Origin of the sequence: Tardiphaga sp., assembly GCF_044336785.1 — a bacterium.
Taxonomy (GTDB): Bacteria; Pseudomonadota; Alphaproteobacteria; order Rhizobiales; family Xanthobacteraceae; genus Tardiphaga.
The window spans coordinates 1-17,054 of record NZ_JBIIOT010000039.1 but is presented as its reverse complement, the minus strand read 5'-3'; the positions used below and the strand labels follow the sequence as shown (position 1 = coordinate 17,054).

The window sequence follows — 17,054 nt, the reverse complement described above, 5'->3', positions numbered from 1 at the left end:
CGGTTTTCGGATCAGATCATGCTCAAAAGACAAAGCTACAGATTGCGCGAGGTGCGGCTGCGGCGATCGCGGCCGGGCTGCTCGTAATAGCCGCGCTTGGCATGCAGCATCTGGATGTCGGCGCGCTTCACCACCTCTTCCAGCTTTTCATCGTCGGCGCTGGTGGCGATGCCTACCGACATCGTGAGCGCCGTGTCCGTGTAATACTGGTTGTTGAGCTCGATCAGTTCCGCCAGCGTCGCCAGCACCGTATCGCCCCCCGTGGCATCGGTGAGCGGCAGGATCACGGCAAATTCGTCGCCACCGACGCGGGCGACCGTCGCCGGCTTCTCCACCAGCGAGGTGAACACTTCGCCTGCGCGCCGCAGCAGCGCATCTCCGGCATTGTGCCCCCTCTGATCATTGGCTGCCTTCAGCCCGTTGAGATCGGCAATGATGATGGTGACGGGATGCGAGCTCTTGCGGCGCCGCTCCATGCGATTGAGCTCATCGACGAAGAAGGCGCGATTATAGATTCGCGTCAGCACGTCATGGGTGCCGAGGAATTCGAGATAGGCCTCGGCTTTTTTGCGCGCGGTGATGTCGGTGAGCGCCACCTGCACCTGCGACCAGTCCCGCTCATGGCCGGGCAACACAGAAAATTGCAGCAGCAGATGCAGTTTGGTGCCGTCCAGCGCGTAGTTCACGACCTCGCGCTGCTGGAACAGGCGCCCCTCCCATAGATCGATGAGCTGTTCGCGGAAATGCGGTCCCATTTCATCGCGGAAGATATCGGACAGGCTGAGCAACAGCGTCTGCTTGTCCGGCGCGCCGAACAGGTCGAGCGTGCGGGCATTGACGTCGAGCACGCGGATTTCGCTCATGCAGCGCTCGACGAATTCCGCATGCACATCGGTGAACACGCGAAAATCCTCGACGCCCTGCGCACGCACCTCGTCGATCAGGCGCTTGACGCCGCCGAAATCCTCGACCCACAGCGACACTGGCGAATGCGCGAACAGGCCGAACGCATAATTCTCGCTCACCGCCAGGCGACGCCGCGCGCTTTCGCGCTCGGTGACATCCTCGATGGAGATCATCACGCGCTTCCAGCTGTCTTCGTAGCCCGGCAACACGCGACCATGCAGCTGCACGTCGAGACGCTCGCCCTGCAGCGTGTAGTTCACGGTGTGGCTGGAGAACGAGGTCTTGCCGCTCCAGAGCTGCGACAGCTCGGAGACATGGCTCTTGAACGTGTCGTCGCGCATCACCAGGCTGAGGCTGACCATCAGGTGATTGAGATCGCGTGCGCCGAACAGCGACAGCGTCTTCTGGTTGACCTTGAGGATGCGGATCGATTGCGAGCACTGCCGCACCCGCTCGGGATTGGCGAGCAGGAATGTCTCGATGTCATCGACGCCCTGATTCTGCCACTGCTCGAACAACGCCTTCACGTCGCTGAAGTCCTCGATCCATAGCGAGACCGGGGCGAGGTCGAACATCAGGGCGTCGCTATCGACGATGGGTTGAGAAGTCATGGCATCCTGCCGAATAGAATCGCGTGAATTTCAGCGGTAATTTAGTTCAACTGCCCCCGCGAAAAAACAACCGATGCACTCTGCAGCGCTGCTTTGAGCCTATACGTTGTAACCTGCCGACTTCCGCGCCATGCCATTAAATGCATCGAGCAACTTTTCGCGCCAGGCGTAAACGGGATCGTCCGACTGCAGCAACTGGAACCCGGAAATCGCGCGAGCCCATTGAAATGGCCCGAACACGATGTAATCGGCATAGTTCGGCTGCTCGCCGCCGATGAAGGGCTGCGATCGCAGTGTCAGACGGAGCGGATCGAGCGACTTGCGGAATGTCAATACATCCTGCTCGCGCGTGGCTGCGACCTCTTCCAGCGTCTTCTTGAAACGCGCTTCCCGCGATTGCCGGAAATAGGCCTGGTCGGCCGGCCGCAGATGGGCGTGAATGTCCGTAATGATGAGCGGGACCAGACCTGGAATGACCACGGCATCGCCCCACCAATTGATCATTCGGCCCATCGCCCGGCCACCTTCACCCCCGAATAGCGACGGGCGATCCGGATAGGCATCCTCGAGATAGGCGGCGATCACCCAAGAGTCGTTTACCGCATGCTCACCGTCGATCAGAACGGGGACCTTCTCCGATTGATGCCGAGCGAGTGCGTCCTTCTCGGTGAAGCGCCACGGAATCGACGTCGCCTCAAGCCCCTTATGCGCGAGCGCCATCCGCGTCCGCCAGCAATAGGGGCTGAAGGGACGATCGTCCTCGGTCCCGACGAGTTCGAACAGTTGCAGGGCCATTGATGTCCTCCGAAGCCTTAGCCGTCTTTACGCAGCGATGATGGGCCGCGATCTCTCAGCTCTTCACCACGCTCGACGTCTGCCCGAACAGGATCTTGCGTTCCTCGTCGGTCCTGACCGGCGGCTGTCCGAAATTCGGATTGACCTCTTTCGCCAACGCATAAGCGCGTTGCACAGCCGGCCGCTGGGCGATGCGCTCCAGCCAGTGCTTCAGATGCGGGAAATCGTCGATATCCTGCCCCTGGTTCTTGAAGGGCACGATCCACGGATAGCTCGCCATATCCGCGATCGAATACTCACCCGCGATGAAATCGCGATCGGCGAGGCGCTTGTTGAGCACGCCATAGAGGCGGTTGGTTTCGTTCACATAGCGATCGATCGCGTAGGTGATCTTCTCCTGCGCATAATTGCGGAAGTGATGGTTCTGCCCGGCCATCGGCCCGAGACCGCCCATCTGCCAGAACACCCACTGGATGGCGTCATAACGCGCATAGAGATCGGCTGACAGGAACTGGCCGGTCTTCTCGGCAAGATAGACCAGCATCGCACCGGATTCGAACATCGAGATCGGCTTGCTACCGCCCTTCGGCTCATGATCGACCAGTGCCGGAATGCGGTTGTTCGGCGCGATCGCCAGGAATTCCGGCTTGAACTGTTCGCCTTTGCCGATCTGCACCGGCACGATCTTGTAGGGCAGCCCCGTCTCCTCGAGAAAGATCGTGATCTTGTGACCGTTCGGCGTGCTCCAATAGTAGAGATCGATCATGCGGCGGTCCTGCTCATCAATAGGATTGACGTCCCGCTGGCGATGCGGATGAGACACGTTCGCCAGAACGCTGATGCAAGTCAATCGCGGGGCTGCCACCCCATGCAGGGCCGCCCTGCAACGAGCGAATGCCGCGCAGAACTTCGCGCGGCATTCTTTGTCATGGAGAGCTCGATTGGCGGTTACATGCCCAGGATCGCGATATCGGTCACCTTGCCGGTGACACCCGCAATCTTCGCAGCTTCAGTCGCCTTGCCGGTGGCCAGATCGACGGAATACAGCGTATCGCCGGACATCAGCCAGGCTTCGTTCTTGGTGCCATCCGACCAGATGTCGAAAGCGGCTGCCGTCGGCTTGATGCCGAGTTTGCCGACAGCACCGAGAATGCCGTCATTCGGCGGTGCCTGCTTGACCAGCGCGCCGATGGTGCCGTCGATATTGAACAGCGCGGTTTCCTTGGTGCCCTTCACCGAATTGGTGTAGGCGCCGGCGATGACATTCGGCTTCTCGCCCTTGTGCATGTCGGTCTCAGCATATTTGTGATCGCCATCCTTGGTGACCTTGCCGTCATCCACATTGGCGCGCAGGCTCACACCATCCGAGCCCATCACGCGCAGACGATCGGCGACCGGGTTGAAATCGACGGTGGCGGTGACGCCCTTGGCGAGCGTGGTCTCGAGCTTGGATTTCACGGTCGCCTTGCCGTCCTTGGCGATGGTGACCACGGTGCCGTCATCGACGAGGCCATAGAGCAGGCCATCGGCCGGACGCACATCGATGCCGACCAGCGCGCCGGAAATACCGGTGACTTTGACGGACCCCGTGGCCTTCTTCTGCGCGGTATCGACCGTGGCGATGGTGTCGCCACCGACAAGGGCAGCCACCTGCGCGGCATTGGCGGCGGCGGTGGTCATCAGCAATGCGGCGGAGGCGGCGAAAAGCGAACGAAATGTCATGTCGTGTTCCCTGTGTTTCCGCGATCCCGGTGGGACCGATACAAGGACTACCGGCGGCACCAGCCAAACGGATGCACGCGCCCGAAAATAATTTTTGCGAATAAATCCGGGACCGGTGCATCCAAATGCCGCACAGCCACGGTAGAGTGACTATGCAAGAGCATGAACATGACCGGGACTGCAGCCATCACCGAGGTGCCGCGCGACGAGGCGAACGATGCGTTCGCACGCGAAGCGCAGCTCGCCGCCGCGCTGGCGCGCTGCGCCGCAGGCGATCGGGCGGCCTTGCAGATGATCTATGCCAGCGAAGCGCCAAGGATGATTGGCGTCGCCCGGCGCATCCTGTTCCGGCAGGATCTGGCCGAAGAAGCCGTTCACGACGCCTTCGTGCGGATCTGGCGCAGCGCCGCCTCGTTCGATCCGCATCGCGGCGCGGCGCGCGGCTGGCTCTATGCGGTGGTGCGCAACCGCGCGCTCAGCATTCACCGCAACGAACATCGCTATGATGCCTCGGACGAAAGCGCCCTCGATATCGATTGCGAGGCGACCATGACGCAGATGCCGGAGACATCCGCATTGCGCAAATGCCTCGAACGCATCGACCGGCCGCGACGCGACGTCGTGGTGCTGGCCTATGCACATGGCATGAGCCACGGCGAACTCGCCGGGCGATTGAAGGTGCCACTCGGCACCGTGAAGAGCTGGGTGCGCCGCAGCCTGTTCTCCCTGCAGGAGTGCATGGGATGAGCATGCACGACGACACCGCGCGCCCCGACGACGATCTCGCGGCCGATTATGTGATGGGCCTGCTGGAAGGCGCCGAGCTCGCCACCGCCGAGCAGCGCATGACGACGGACATCGTCTTTGCCAAAGCTGTGAATGTCTGGCGCGAGCGCCTTTCCGATCTCGACGCAACAGCCGAGGCACTCGAACCAAGCTCGGACCTGTGGGGCCGCATCGCCGACTCCACCAGGGTGAAACCCGCCATCCCGCTGCCCGGCGCGCGTGCCGCGCTTGGTGGCGCCACGCTGTGGCACAATATCCGCTTCTGGCGCGGCGCCGGCATCGGCAGCGCCTTCGCAGCTTTGCTGCTCGCCGTGATCCTGATCGGCGCGCTCGGCACCTCGCGGCAGCTCCGCAACGAACTGATCGCGCTGGCACAGAGCAAGCCCGTCTATGTCGCCGTGCTGGTCAATGACACGACCAGGGAGGCCGGCGCCATCGTCAATGCTTTCTCCAACGGCCGTGTCGAACTGATCCCGCTGCAGAACATCGAGGTCCCCGCCGGCCGCACGCTGCAGGTCTGGACGTTGTGGGATCGTGCGATCGGACCAAAGTCCATTGGGCTGACCGGCCAGTCGCGCACACTGCAACTCGACCTCGATACGCTTCCGGAGACAGTGGCGGACCAGTTGTTCGAGATCACCCTGGAGCCGGAAGGCGGCTCACCCATCGGCCGGCCGACGGGGCCGATCCTGTTCAAGGGCAATACCGCGCGGGCGCTTTAACCGCCTCTCTTGCCATCTGACGGTCCTACCAGCGATAGCTCAGCGTCGCCAGCAGCCGACGCCGCGAACCATAGGTGCACATCAGCTCGCCATCGCACTGGCTGACATAGGTCTTGTCGAACAGGTTGCTGACATTGAGCGCCAACCGAACGCCCTTGAGCTGCGGTGTCCGATAGCCGAAGTCATAGCCGATGCGCGCATCCACCAGCGCATAGGACGGTACCGGCACCACATTGGCCGTATCTGTCGTATTGCCATTGTAGCGCACGCCGCCGCCGAGGCTGAGGCCCGCCAGCGCGCCGCCGTCGAACAGATAGTTCGTCCAGATCGCGGCCTGATGGGTCGGGATCGTGCTCAGCCGGAAGCCGACTTCGGCAGGATTTGCGCTCTGCGTGATATAGGGTTCGAGATAGGCATAGGATGCGATCAGATCGAGATTCTTCGCGATCTCCGTCTTCGCCTCGAATTCGGCACCGCGGACATTCACTTCGCCGATCTGCCGCTGCAGGAAACTGGTGTCCGTGGTCAGCCGGTTCTGCTGCGTGAGGTCGAACACGGCCGCGGTCAGCATCGTCTTGGTGCCAAAGGGCTGATATTTGATGCCGCCCTCGATCTGCTGGCCGGTGCTCGGCCGGAATGCGACACCGGTGACGCCGTCGATGCCGCTTTCCGGCTGGAACGAGGTCGAATAGCTCACATAGGGCGCGACGCCATTGTCGAACAGATAGGTCAGCCCCGCGCGGCCGGTGAAAGCCGTATCATTCTGCGTGGTCCGGACCGGATCGGTGGTGCCATCGCCGCGATCGCGCATCTGCGACGTCGCGCTGTCGAACCGGCCGCCCAGCGTCAACAGCCAGCCACCGAGCCGGATGCGATCCTGCGCATAGATGCCGACCTGGTCCAGCGTCGAGGCGAAATTCTGCACGAACATGTCCGGCGTGCTGACCGGCAATCCATAGACCGGCGCGAACGGATTGAGCGGCAGCGTGTCGAAGCTCGCCTTGAATTTGTAGTCGATGTCCTCGCGCAGATAGTCGATGCCGACCGCCACGTCATGCTGCAGCGGTCCGGTGGTGAAATTCAGGTTCGCCCGGTTGTCGATCGCAAAGGTCGTGGTGTTGGACGCCACATCGATCGGCAGTCGCGTCAGGCTGCCATCCATATCGGGCGGAAAGCGTCCGGTGGCGGCCGCGCGAATCTGGCTTTCGGAGCTGTTGAAACGCAGGTTCTGCGTCAGGGTCACGGTGTCGTTCAGGCGGTGCTCGACATTGTAGCCGATCCAGCCCTGGTCGGAGCGGCGGCGGTCAAAGCTCGGCTCGCCCGTGAAGAGATCGGTCGAGATCTTGCGGCCGTTGATCGGCGTGATGGTGCCTTGCGCCGGGAGATAGTTGAAGAACGACCACACGCCCTCGTCATGCTTGTAGCCGCCACTGATCGTGAACTTGGTATCCATGCTCGGCCGCCAGGTGAGCGACGGCGCGACCCAGTAATATTCGTTATTGGTGAAATCGGTCTGCGCATCGGCGCGGCCGACCACGCCGGTGACGCGATACAGAAATTCCTTTTGCGCATCGATGGGACCGCCGAGATCGAACGCCCCCTGCACGCGGCCGAAATTGCCGCCCTGCAATTCGACTTCCCGGATCGGCTCTGTCGTCGGCTGCTTGCTCACCATATTGATGATGCCACCCGGCGAACCCGCGCCATACAGCCCCGACGCCGGTCCCTTCAGCACCTCGACGCGCTCCAGCATCCAGGGATCGACAACCGAGCTCGACAGGCCATCGACGACGCCCTTCGGCAGTTTCAACCCGTCGAGATAGAGATCGGCGCGGAAACCACGGATCAGCGTGAACACGTCATAGACGCCCGACGCGCCATAGGGCTCGACGGTGACGCCCGGCGTATAGCGCAGCGCCTCACTGACGCTGAGCGCACCCTGCGAGCGCATCTGGTCGGCGGTAACCACATTGACGGTCTGCGGAATCTCGATGATCGCCGCATTGGTCTTGCTGCCGGTCGCGCTACGGGTGGCGACATTGCCGGAGACCGGACCATCGGCGCGCTCGAGCGTGGGCGCCGGTACTGCCGCGGGCGCAGGCGGCGTTGCCGGGCGACGATTTGCTGTGCTTCGGGGGCCTTGCGCATCGCGCGACCGCGGTCTCGCGGTCGTCACAGCACGGCGCGGCGCCGGTGCATCCACTGTCACGCCAGGCAGCACCGTCCCGGGTGCTGTTTGCGCATGGCCGGCGGTGACGACAGCTGACGCGCCGATGGCGACCAATGCGGTCGTCGATAAAGCCCACACAAATTTCGATTGCATTCCAGACTCTCCCCAAGAACGAGAGAGAGTATCTGGACACCTGAAATGCCAGAAGCGGCCAGAGAGCTTGGTGAACTGGAATTAGTCCAGAATTAGCAACCGCGAATTATCTCCCGACAATCCTGCAACTTGGTTCGACACCGATATTCCGTCCGACAGTGATGCGCACATATCCTTCGCAGAAATGTCCGAGCGCAAATCCGATGCACCCTTGTTTCGTGTTCAGCCTCCGCCAACGCCTTTCACGAAGGACGCCGCGCGGCCGGCGATCGCCGTGGCCAGCGCGCGCTCCGAGAGTCCACAAAACAGGCCAATCAATAGCGCCACCGAGCCGGCCAGCTTGAAGTGCTCCGGATGTGTCTTGAGGCCACCGATTTCGAGATTGATCGCGTTGTTCCAGAATAGCAGGCACGCGGCCATCGTCAGCACGGTGACGAATGCGATCCGCAGCGGAGGATCGAGTGCGTTTTCTTCGGCCATCACGAGATCATCGAACGCAAATTTGTCCCGACGTACCGAGAACGACGCCCACGTCCCGATGGCGGCTCCGCATGCTGCAAGCAAAAAGCTTTTGTGATCATAGCTCCACGGCCAGCTTTCGGCTCGCGACTGAAGAAAGACATAGTAGCCGATGAAGCACAGCGCCGCGGCACCTGCCCATAGACCCAGCCGACGCACATACATGTTCTTGATGCGTCCGGCTTCAAGCGTGTAGAACTCATTCTGCAGTTCGGCCAAGGTCAGCTTCGCGAGCTCCGGAAATTCGAGTTCAAGGCCGATAACGGCGATGCCGTGAAGCTTCACGAGAAATTCGTTCATCAACATGCGCGCGCGCCGCTCCGCCCCGCTGTCGGCACCGAAAGTCCGGGCACGCAATCCCGTCTGCGCACGCTCGCGAAGACGTTCGCACACGGTGCGGATGACGGTATTGGTCTTGTGAATTTGGACGTAAAGCTCCTGCTTCTCCGCCGAAGGTTTGTCCTGTGGCGCCGCAAGACCACCGAACAGGCTGATATCCAGGGCGCGTTCCGTCGTCTCGTCGATCGGTTGATCGACATCTGGCGTCAGCCGGACATTGAACAGCAAGCGTGTAAGCCGGTCGCGACGCGCCTGATAGCGGCCGCGCAGGAGCATCACGCTTTCAGCCGCATCCTTTGCCGACAGCGGATTGCTCCAATAGGTGTCCACCTGGCGCCGCAAGGCGTCGGCACTCGATTTCCGCTGTATTTCCCTGGCATTGATCACGTTCTGCGTGAACCCGCCATTGGGATCGAGACGCTTGTCCGCAGCGAACTCCTGCCCCGCGCGCTTGATACTATCGAAGAACGCAGCCTCATCTGTCGTTGGCTGATAGCCCGGAATGACGATGAGGTCGAAGTCTCCCTCAAATCGCGGCACGGCAGGATCGGCTGATCCGAATTTGGGAACCGTCGCGTCATAGGCGGTCGCAATCGCATCCAGACGTGATCCATCACCCGCGGAATTCATGCCGCTGACGAATTTCTCCGCGTCGGCTTCGAGCGCCGCCGCAGCGGCCCTGCGCGCATCGATGCGAACCGTCAGTGGCGGCTTTGGGTAGTTGGCCGCTCTGTCGGCACCGTCTTCCAGTGCAAGGCGATCGAGAAAGCCACGGATGCGCTGGACATATTGTCGTTCGGCGTCACTGGGCTCGTAGCCGTCATTCGGCTTCAGGTGAAAATCGCCATCGAAACGCAACGGTGGAGCCTTGGTGATCTGAAAATCGGCCATGACCAAAAATGTCGGGCTCATGTCGGCGAAAATGCCATCCCGACCTCCCTGAAAGACCCCAGTAAAGACGAAGGATAGCTGTCATTCAATCTAAAATTGCATCTTGATCTGACACTGGTCATGCCACCTCTGCCATCCCATATTCCGGCCATGGCGAAGAAACCCGACACTCCGAAAAAGCCCGCAAAATCAATCAAGACGCCCGAGGTGAAGCCGATCGGACCGGCGCTCGCGGAACTGCTGAATCCCGCCATCAATCGGGGGGATGCCGGCATGGGCTCGGGCACCGGCCTGCAGCCGCCGCCGAGCAATTCCTTCGAGCGCCGCTCCGGCGGCGAGGCCGCGGTGCACCGCGCCCGCAAATCGACGCCGAAGAAGTTTGAAGGCGACCAGGGTATGCGCCCGACGCCGCTGCAACCGTTCCCGCAGCCCGTGGTCGCGCCCTATGCGCCACGCCTGAGCGAGCAGAAGGGTTTGGAGGAGGCGCCGCAGGCCAATTACAACACCTCGGCCTCGATCCCGACGCTGGATCCGGAACTCGCCAAGCAGCTCGGCTTCACCACCGAGGAAGAGGATGCCGAGGCGCTGACCGCGCGTCCGCCGCGCAACAAGATGGAAGCGCTCGGTGTGCAGGCGACCGCCGATGCGCTGGAAGCGCTGGTGCGCGATGGCCGCCCGGAGTTCAAGGATCAGAAAGTCTGGACGCCACACCGTCCGCCACGCCCGGAGAAATCCGAAGGCGGCGTGCGCTTCGAGCTGAAATCGCAATATGAGCCGAAGGGCGACCAGCCCACAGCCATCAAGGAACTGGTCGAGGGCATCGACCGCAACGACCGCACCCAGGTGCTGCTCGGCGTCACCGGCTCCGGCAAGACCTACACCATGGCCAAGGTGATCGAGGCAACGCAACGCCCGGCGATCATCCTCGCGCCGAACAAGACGCTGGCCGCCCAGCTCTATGGCGAGTTCAAGAACTTCTTCCCTGACAACGCCGTCGAATATTTCGTCTCTTACTACGACTACTACCAGCCCGAAGCCTACGTCCCCCGCACCGACACCTATATCGAGAAGGACTCGTCGATCAACGAACAGATCGACCGCATGCGCCACTCGGCGACGCGCGCGCTATTGGAACGCGACGACGTCATCATCGTGGCCTCGGTGTCCTGCATCTATGGTATCGGCTCGGTCGAGACCTACACCGCCATGACCTTCGCGCTGAAGAAGGACGAGCGCATCGACCAGCGCCAGCTGATCGCCGATCTTGTCGCACTCCAATACAAGCGCACCCAGCACGATTTTACGCGCGGCACGTTCCGGGTGCGCGGCGATGTCATCGACATTTTCCCGGCGCATTACGAAGACCGGGCCTGGCGCGTGAACCTGTTCGGCGACACCGTGGAGAGCATCGAGGAATTCGACCCGCTCACCGGCCACAAGCAGGACGAGCTGGAATTCGTGAAGATCTACGCGAATTCGCATTACGTGACGCCGCGCCCGACCCTGATCCAGGCCATGAAGTCGATCAAGGAAGAGCTGAAGTGGCGGCTCGACCAGCTCAACAATCAGGGCCGCCTGCTGGAAGCGCAGCGGCTCGAACAGCGCACCACCTTCGATCTCGAAATGATGGAAGCCACTGGCGCCTGCGCCGGCATCGAGAACTATTCGCGCTATCTCACCGGCCGTCGGCCCGGCGAGCCGCCGCCGACTTTGTTCGAATACGTGCCGGACAATGCGCTGGTCTTCGCCGACGAGAGCCATGTCACCGTGCCGCAGATCGGCGGCATGTTCAAAGGCGACTTCCGCCGCAAGGCGACGCTGGCGGAATACGGATTCCGTTTGCCCTCCTGCATGGACAACCGCCCGCTCCGTTTCGAGGAATGGGATATGATGCGCCCGCAGACCGTCGCGGTCTCGGCGACGCCGTCGGGCTGGGAGCTGCAGGAAAGCGGCGGTGTGTTTGCCGAACAGGTCATCCGCCCCACCGGCCTGATCGATCCGCCCGTCAATATCCGCCCGGCCCGCACCCAGGTCGATGATCTCCTCGGCGAAGTCCGCGCCACCTCGGCGGCGGGCTATCGCTCGCTGATCACCGTGCTCACCAAGCGCATGGCGGAAGACCTCACCGAATTCCTGCACGAACAGGGCATCCGCGTGCGCTACATGCACAGCGACATCGACACCATCGAGCGCATCGAGATCATCCGCGATCTCCGCCTCGGTGCTTTCGATGCGCTGGTCGGCATCAATCTGCTGCGCGAAGGTCTCGACATTCCCGAATGCGCGCTGGTCGCCATTCTCGATGCCGACAAGGAAGGCTTCCTCCGTTCCGAAACCTCACTGATCCAGACCATCGGCCGCGCCGCGCGCAACGTCGATGGCCGCGTCATTCTCTATGCCGACCAGATGACCGGCTCGATGCAGCGCGCGATCGCCGAGACCGATCGCCGCCGTGAGAAGCAGGTCGAATACAACACCGCCCATGGCATCACGCCGGAAAGCGTGAAGAAGTCGATCGGCGACATTCTCGGCTCGGTCTATGAAGGCGACCGCGTGCTGGTCGATATCGGCGGTGGTGGCATGGCCGATGATGCCATTGCCATCGGCCATAATTTCGAGGCGGTGCTGGCCGATCTCGAAGTACGCATGCGCGAGGCCGCGGCCGATCTGAACTTCGAGGAAGCCGCGCGCCTGCGCGACGAGGTGAAGCGTCTGCGCGCCACCGAGCTCGCTGTCGTGGACGATCCCACCATCAAGCAGCGTGGCGTCGCCGCACGCGGCGGTGCCTATAAAGGCGAGAAGAAATACGGCAGCGCCGCCAATCTGCCGGCCCAGCTCGACAAGGCCGCCCAGGGCAAGGCCCGCGGCAAGTTCAGCAGCAAGGCGCGCAAGCCGACGCTGGATGAAATGGGTCCGGGCATGGAGAGCAAGATCTTCCAGCCGAAGAACTCGCGGGAGTCGGGACCGGAATTCGGACCATCGCCGCGATCGACGGCTGGCGCGCCGGGGCAACGGGGCGGGTGGAAGAAGAAGTAGTTTGTCATCCCCGCGAAGGCGGGGATCCATACACGCTGTCGAGATAGTTGAAATAGGCGCTGCCGTTTCGATTGCATCGTCGGAGGCTATGGGTCCCCGCCTTCGCGGGGACGACAGCATCTACCGCCGCATCGCCACCACATTGCTGCTGCCCGCTTCCACACCCAGCAGCCGCTTCACCTTCGCGGCGAACTCTGCGTGATCGAACGGCTTCTGCGCAATCCGGTCCTCGCCGACTTCGCGCAGTGCCGTGAGATCCGCATAGCCGGTCACGAACAGCACCGGGAGCTCGGGAAAATCCTTCGCGATCTCGCGCGCCACTTCCGCGCCGTTCATCCCCGGCATCGCAAAGTCCAGCACCACCAGATCGAATGCCGCCTCGGAGCGCGCGAGCAGATCGAGTCCGGCGCCGCCGCTGCCGGCGTCCTCGACGCTGCAGCCCATCTGCTGCAGCAGTGAGACCGTGATCTCGCGCACCGCGCTGTCGTCGTCGATGACCAGCACGCGCGTCGAGCCCGGCACCAGGTCCAGCATCGCGCCATCATCGACAGCCAGCGCCGGCGAGGCGTCGATGACGCGCGGCAGATAGACTTTCACCACCGTACCCTCACCGACCCGCGTCTCGATCCGCACCCCGCCGCCGGACTGCTTTGCAAATCCGTACACCTGCGCGAGGCCGAGCCCGGAGCCCTTGCCGACTTCCTTGGTGGTGAAGAACGGCTCGAATGCCCGCGCCAGCACCGCTTCGGACATGCCGCTGCCGGTATCGGCCACCGACACGACGACATAGTCGCCGGCCGCCGGCTCCTCCGGCCGCTGCGGCGGGCCGACGGTGGCATTGGCGGTCTCGATCGCCAGCGCGCCGCCGACCTGCATCGCGTCGCGCGCATTGATGGCGAGGTTGAGGATCACGAGTTCGAGCTGGGTCTGGTCCACCAGCGCCGACCACAATTGCGGATGCAGCACCAGTTCGATGCCGACACTGCCGCCCATCGAGGAGCGCAACAGATCCTGCATGCTCGACACGGTGTCGTTGAGATCGATCGGCTTCGCCTCCAGCCGCTGGCGGCGCGAGAAGGCGAGCAGCTGTGCGGTCAGCTTGGCGCCGCGCTCGGCCGCCTGCTTCATATTGGCGACGCGCCGGCCGAATTTCGGATCCGCGGTCTGGCCGGCATCGCGCTGCAGGAATTCGAGATTGCCGAGAATGACCGTGAGCAGATTGTTGAAATCATGCGCCACGCCGGAGGTGAGCTGGCCGACGGCTTCCAGCCGCTGCATCTGCCGCAGCGTCGTCTCCATCCGCTCGCGCTCGTCGATCTGGCGCTGCAATTCGGTGGTGCGCTCCGCCACGCGGCTTTCCAGCGAGGCATTGAGCTCGCGCAGATCGTCCTGGGCCATGCGCAGCTCGTTGATATCCGTGCAGGTGCCATACCAGCGCGTGATCACGCCATGGTCGTCGCGCACCGGCCAGGCGCGGCCGAGCACCCAGCGATATTCGCCGCTCCAGTGCCGCAGCCGGTACTCGATCTCATAGACATCGCCGGTCTCGAGACTGTGCCGCCAGCGCGCCCAGGCGCGCTCCTGATCCTCGGCATGGAACATGCCGTTCCAGGCTTCGCCATCGGTCGAGCCTGATGGCATGCCCGTGTAGTCGTACCAGCGCTTGTTATAGTAGTCGTGGAAACCATCGGGCCGCGTCGACCAGATCATCTGGTCGATGCTGTCGGCGATGCCCTCGAAGCGGCGCTCGCTGATCGTGAGCGCGTCGAGCAGCTTTGCGCTCTCGAAGGCGATGGCGGCGGCGCGCGCCAGGGTCTCCAGCCGTTCGATGGTCGCCGGCTGCGGCGTCAGCGTTTCCGCCCAATAGGCGCCGATCGCCGCCGTCACCTCAGGGGATCCCACCGGCGTCATCAGCATGCTGCGCACGAATGTCGGCCGATAGGCATCATGCGGCACGCGATCATCGCCATAGATGTCGGGGATCATCGCCGCCTGCCGGTTCAGCATCACCCAGCCGGACACGCAGGTGGCCATGGGAAAGCGCTGCCCGGTCCACAATGGCCCGGTGGCATCCTCGGCGGCGTAGTGACAGAGATCGCCATCGCGCAGGATCACGCAGATGCCATCGGCCCCGGCGATATCGCGGGCATAGCGGCGCAGCACATCGACCACGGCGTCGATGCTGCGCGCTCCCGCCAGCGCCTCGATGCCTTCGAGCAATTGCGCGCGCGCGATATGGTCGATGTCCATGATGTCCTTTGCAGCGATCGGCTCGCAGCCGGTGCAGTCACGTTACGCTACCGGCAACAGGCTGGCTACACGACAGGACACAGGAACCCGCAGTTCCATTCACGGACACGCGACGACCACGGCGGGCGGCGGCTGAACCCGCAACGCCCGCCGCAGCGCTCGCTGATCCCCATGCGCAGCGAAACCGCGTCGCGCGCGACACTGCCTGAAACCGGTGCGCGTCGCTGTTCGGAATTGAACATAAACGCCCAGTTCCGCGACAGATGCAGATACCAATCTTGGGGAACCCTGATGTCGCTTCGCCTGCTCGCTTTGCCCGCGCTCCTGCTCGCCATCACCGCCGCACATGCCCAGCAATCCGCACCGCCATCCGCCGTCGCGCCGCTCACCCTCGCCTGCAGCGGCCCCTTCGCAAAAGATTCCTCGCACGCAAAACTGCAGCAGGCCTTTGGCGCGCCGAATGTTGCGATCCAGAAAGTCGATGGCGCCGAGGGCGAGACGTTCGAAGCCAGCGTGCTCTATCGCGCGGATCCGTCACGCCGTCTCGAAGTGACATGGACGGACGACAAGAAGCGCAGCGGTCTCTCGTCGGCGAGCGCGAAGAAGCCCTCGACCTGGACCGGCCCCGAAGGCATCCGCATCGGCATGACGCTGGACGAGGTCGCAAAGCTCAACGGCCAGCCGTTCAGGCTGAACGGCTTTGAATGGGACTATGGCGGCTATGTCGTCGATCTCAAAGGCAAGCTCGCCAGCCTCCCCGGCGGCTGCGGCTTGATGCTCCGCTTCTCGCCCGGCATGGCGCTGGACGCGAAGAAACATGCGGGCCTGATCGGCGAGAAGAAGCTGTCGTCATCGGACGCCAAGCTGCTGGCGGTGAAGCCGGTGCTGGTGAGCTGGAGTGTGGGGTACGCCGAATAGCAAGCCTTGACGAAGTAAGGAATAATCCTTACTTTAGATTATCAGCAATGCGGAGCAATCCGATGGCTCGCACATTCGAAGAAACCAGCACCATCACGGCAAAGGGACAGACCACTGTCCCAAAATCCGTGCGTCAGGCGCTCGGCCTCAGCGAAGGCGACCAGCTTGCATTTCTCGTCGATGAGAACGGCGTCACGTTGCGACGTGCGGACGACGTGGAGAACGATCCGGCGATCGCTGCCTTTCTGACCTTTCTCGCAAAAGACATCGAAGCAAATCCGGACAGGCTACAGACGCTGTCGCCCGAGTTGATGGAGCGCATCGAACAGTTGACCGAAGGCGTCGAGTGCGATCCGGACGATCCAATCGAAGGCGACGTTGGCTTCTGAGCACCCCTTGATCATCAACGGGTGGACAGTTTACTTTCATCCACTTTTCGTAGATCGCCTCGCGCGCTTGATCGCAGACATCGAGAGCGAGCGAAGCAAAAATCCGTCAGCACATCGCACCAGTCCGAAAGCCAAGCTTTTGAAGTCGATCAGGACCATCGTCTTGAATCGCATTCCAAACGATCCAGCCGACAAGCGCTATCGTCTCGGCGGCACGCTCGGCAGCGACCACAAACACTGGTTTCGCGACAAGTTCGGCAACGGTCGCTTTCGCCTGTTTTTCCGTTTCGACACCAAAGCGAAGATCATTCTTTACGGCTGGCTTAACGACGAGACGACCCTGCGCACCTATGGCTCGAAGTCGGACGCCTATGCTGTATTCACATCGATGCTGAATGACGGAAATCCGCCTGACGATTGGGATCGTCTTCTTGCCGAATGCACGGCGCCCGAGACGGCTCGAACAGCGGCAGAGCTGCTGAAGCGCTCGAAGGACGAGTGATTTCAGCCTGTCGGAAGGGCAAAGCGACTTGTCCGCCAAAGCGCGACGCACGACGGCGGAAGCGGGCCACCAGCCGCTGCATACAGGCGATGGTGGGCACGTCGCTCCGCTCCTTTGCCCACCCTACAGTTTCGCATCGCGCGCCTTGACAACATTCCTAAAGGATAATATACCTTCCCCCGTCCTGTTCACGAGGGGCGCTTCTCGAGGGCGTCTTGAGCGGTGGGGCAGGATACGGAGCCCGCGGCCTGCCTCGCAAGCAGGACTCGGGAGGCCGGGGGTCACCGTCCGCCCCCATTACGAGGGGCTGCCGATAGTTCGGCTGAGACGGCACAGGCGAACGGC

General features: G+C 62.5%; 13 protein-coding genes. 6 read left to right on the top strand and 7 right to left on the bottom strand.

Going from position 1 to position 17,054, the window contains the following annotated elements; genetic code table 11:
• Positions 1-35: 35 nt before the first annotated feature.
• The 4 genes from ACIQ2A_RS13160 to ACIQ2A_RS13145 all read right to left on the bottom strand — a co-directional run bounded on the left by ACIQ2A_RS13160 (position 36) and on the right by ACIQ2A_RS13145 (position 4,034).
• Positions 36-1,517: a diguanylate cyclase domain-containing protein gene (locus tag ACIQ2A_RS13160; RefSeq protein ID WP_398479745.1), complete on the bottom strand. Its 1,482-nt coding sequence runs from the start codon at positions 1,515-1,517 to the stop codon at positions 36-38.
• Positions 1,518-1,616: 99 nt separating this feature from the next.
• Positions 1,617-2,312, bottom strand: coding sequence for a glutathione S-transferase family protein (locus ACIQ2A_RS13155; RefSeq protein ID WP_398479743.1), 696 nt, complete (start codon positions 2,310-2,312; stop codon positions 1,617-1,619).
• A 55-nt stretch (positions 2,313-2,367) separates the two neighbouring features.
• A complete protein-coding gene (locus ACIQ2A_RS13150) occupies positions 2,368-3,078 on the bottom strand; it encodes a glutathione S-transferase N-terminal domain-containing protein (protein ID WP_398479741.1) in 711 nt (236 codons plus the stop codon).
• Positions 3,079-3,260: 182 nt separating this feature from the next.
• A complete protein-coding gene (locus ACIQ2A_RS13145; protein ID WP_398479739.1) occupies positions 3,261-4,034 on the bottom strand; it encodes a DUF4394 domain-containing protein in 774 nt (257 codons plus the stop codon).
• A gap of 168 nt (positions 4,035-4,202) precedes the next feature.
• On the opposite strand from ACIQ2A_RS13145, the gene ACIQ2A_RS13140 reads away from it, so the two are divergent.
• Positions 4,203-4,781, top strand: a complete 579-nt coding sequence (locus tag ACIQ2A_RS13140; RefSeq protein ID WP_398479737.1) for a sigma-70 family RNA polymerase sigma factor — start codon at positions 4,203-4,205, stop codon at positions 4,779-4,781.
• Positions 4,778-5,542, top strand: coding sequence for an anti-sigma factor domain-containing protein (locus ACIQ2A_RS13135; protein WP_398479735.1), 765 nt, complete (start codon positions 4,778-4,780; stop codon positions 5,540-5,542). Before ACIQ2A_RS13140 ends, ACIQ2A_RS13135 begins: the two co-directional genes overlap by 4 nt.
• Positions 5,543-5,567: 25 nt before the next feature.
• Here ACIQ2A_RS13135 and ACIQ2A_RS13130 read toward each other — a convergent pair whose 3' ends face one another.
• Together ACIQ2A_RS13130 and ACIQ2A_RS13125 are read right to left on the bottom strand one after the other, a co-directional pair.
• Positions 5,568-7,865, bottom strand: a complete 2,298-nt coding sequence (locus ACIQ2A_RS13130; protein ID WP_398479733.1) for a TonB-dependent siderophore receptor — start codon at positions 7,863-7,865, stop codon at positions 5,568-5,570.
• A gap of 222 nt (positions 7,866-8,087) precedes the next feature.
• Positions 8,088-9,614, bottom strand: a complete 1,527-nt coding sequence (locus ACIQ2A_RS13125; RefSeq protein WP_398479731.1) for a hypothetical protein — start codon at positions 9,612-9,614, stop codon at positions 8,088-8,090.
• Positions 9,615-9,764: 150 nt separating this feature from the next.
• On the opposite strand from ACIQ2A_RS13125, the gene uvrB reads away from it, so the two are divergent.
• Complete coding sequence (gene uvrB / locus ACIQ2A_RS13120) at positions 9,765-12,650, top strand: excinuclease ABC subunit UvrB (RefSeq protein WP_398479729.1); 2,886 nt, start codon at positions 9,765-9,767, stop codon at positions 12,648-12,650.
• Between the two features lie 120 nt (positions 12,651-12,770).
• On the opposite strand, the gene ACIQ2A_RS13115 is transcribed toward uvrB, so the two are convergent.
• A complete protein-coding gene (locus ACIQ2A_RS13115; protein ID WP_398479727.1) occupies positions 12,771-14,900 on the bottom strand; it encodes a response regulator in 2,130 nt (709 codons plus the stop codon).
• A gap of 291 nt (positions 14,901-15,191) precedes the next feature.
• On the opposite strand from ACIQ2A_RS13115, the gene ACIQ2A_RS13110 reads away from it, so the two are divergent.
• The 3 genes from ACIQ2A_RS13110 (at position 15,192) to ACIQ2A_RS13100 (ending at position 16,709) form a co-directional block, all read left to right on the top strand.
• Positions 15,192-15,818, top strand: coding sequence for a hypothetical protein (locus ACIQ2A_RS13110; RefSeq protein WP_398479725.1), 627 nt, complete (start codon positions 15,192-15,194; stop codon positions 15,816-15,818).
• Positions 15,819-15,880: 62 nt separating this feature from the next.
• Complete coding sequence (locus ACIQ2A_RS13105) at positions 15,881-16,207, top strand: type II toxin-antitoxin system PrlF family antitoxin (RefSeq protein WP_398479723.1); 327 nt, start codon at positions 15,881-15,883, stop codon at positions 16,205-16,207.
• A complete protein-coding gene (locus tag ACIQ2A_RS13100) occupies positions 16,197-16,709 on the top strand; it encodes a type II toxin-antitoxin system YhaV family toxin (protein ID WP_398479721.1) in 513 nt (170 codons plus the stop codon). Before ACIQ2A_RS13105 ends, ACIQ2A_RS13100 begins: the two co-directional genes overlap by 11 nt.
• Positions 16,710-17,054: the final 345 nt, after the last annotated feature.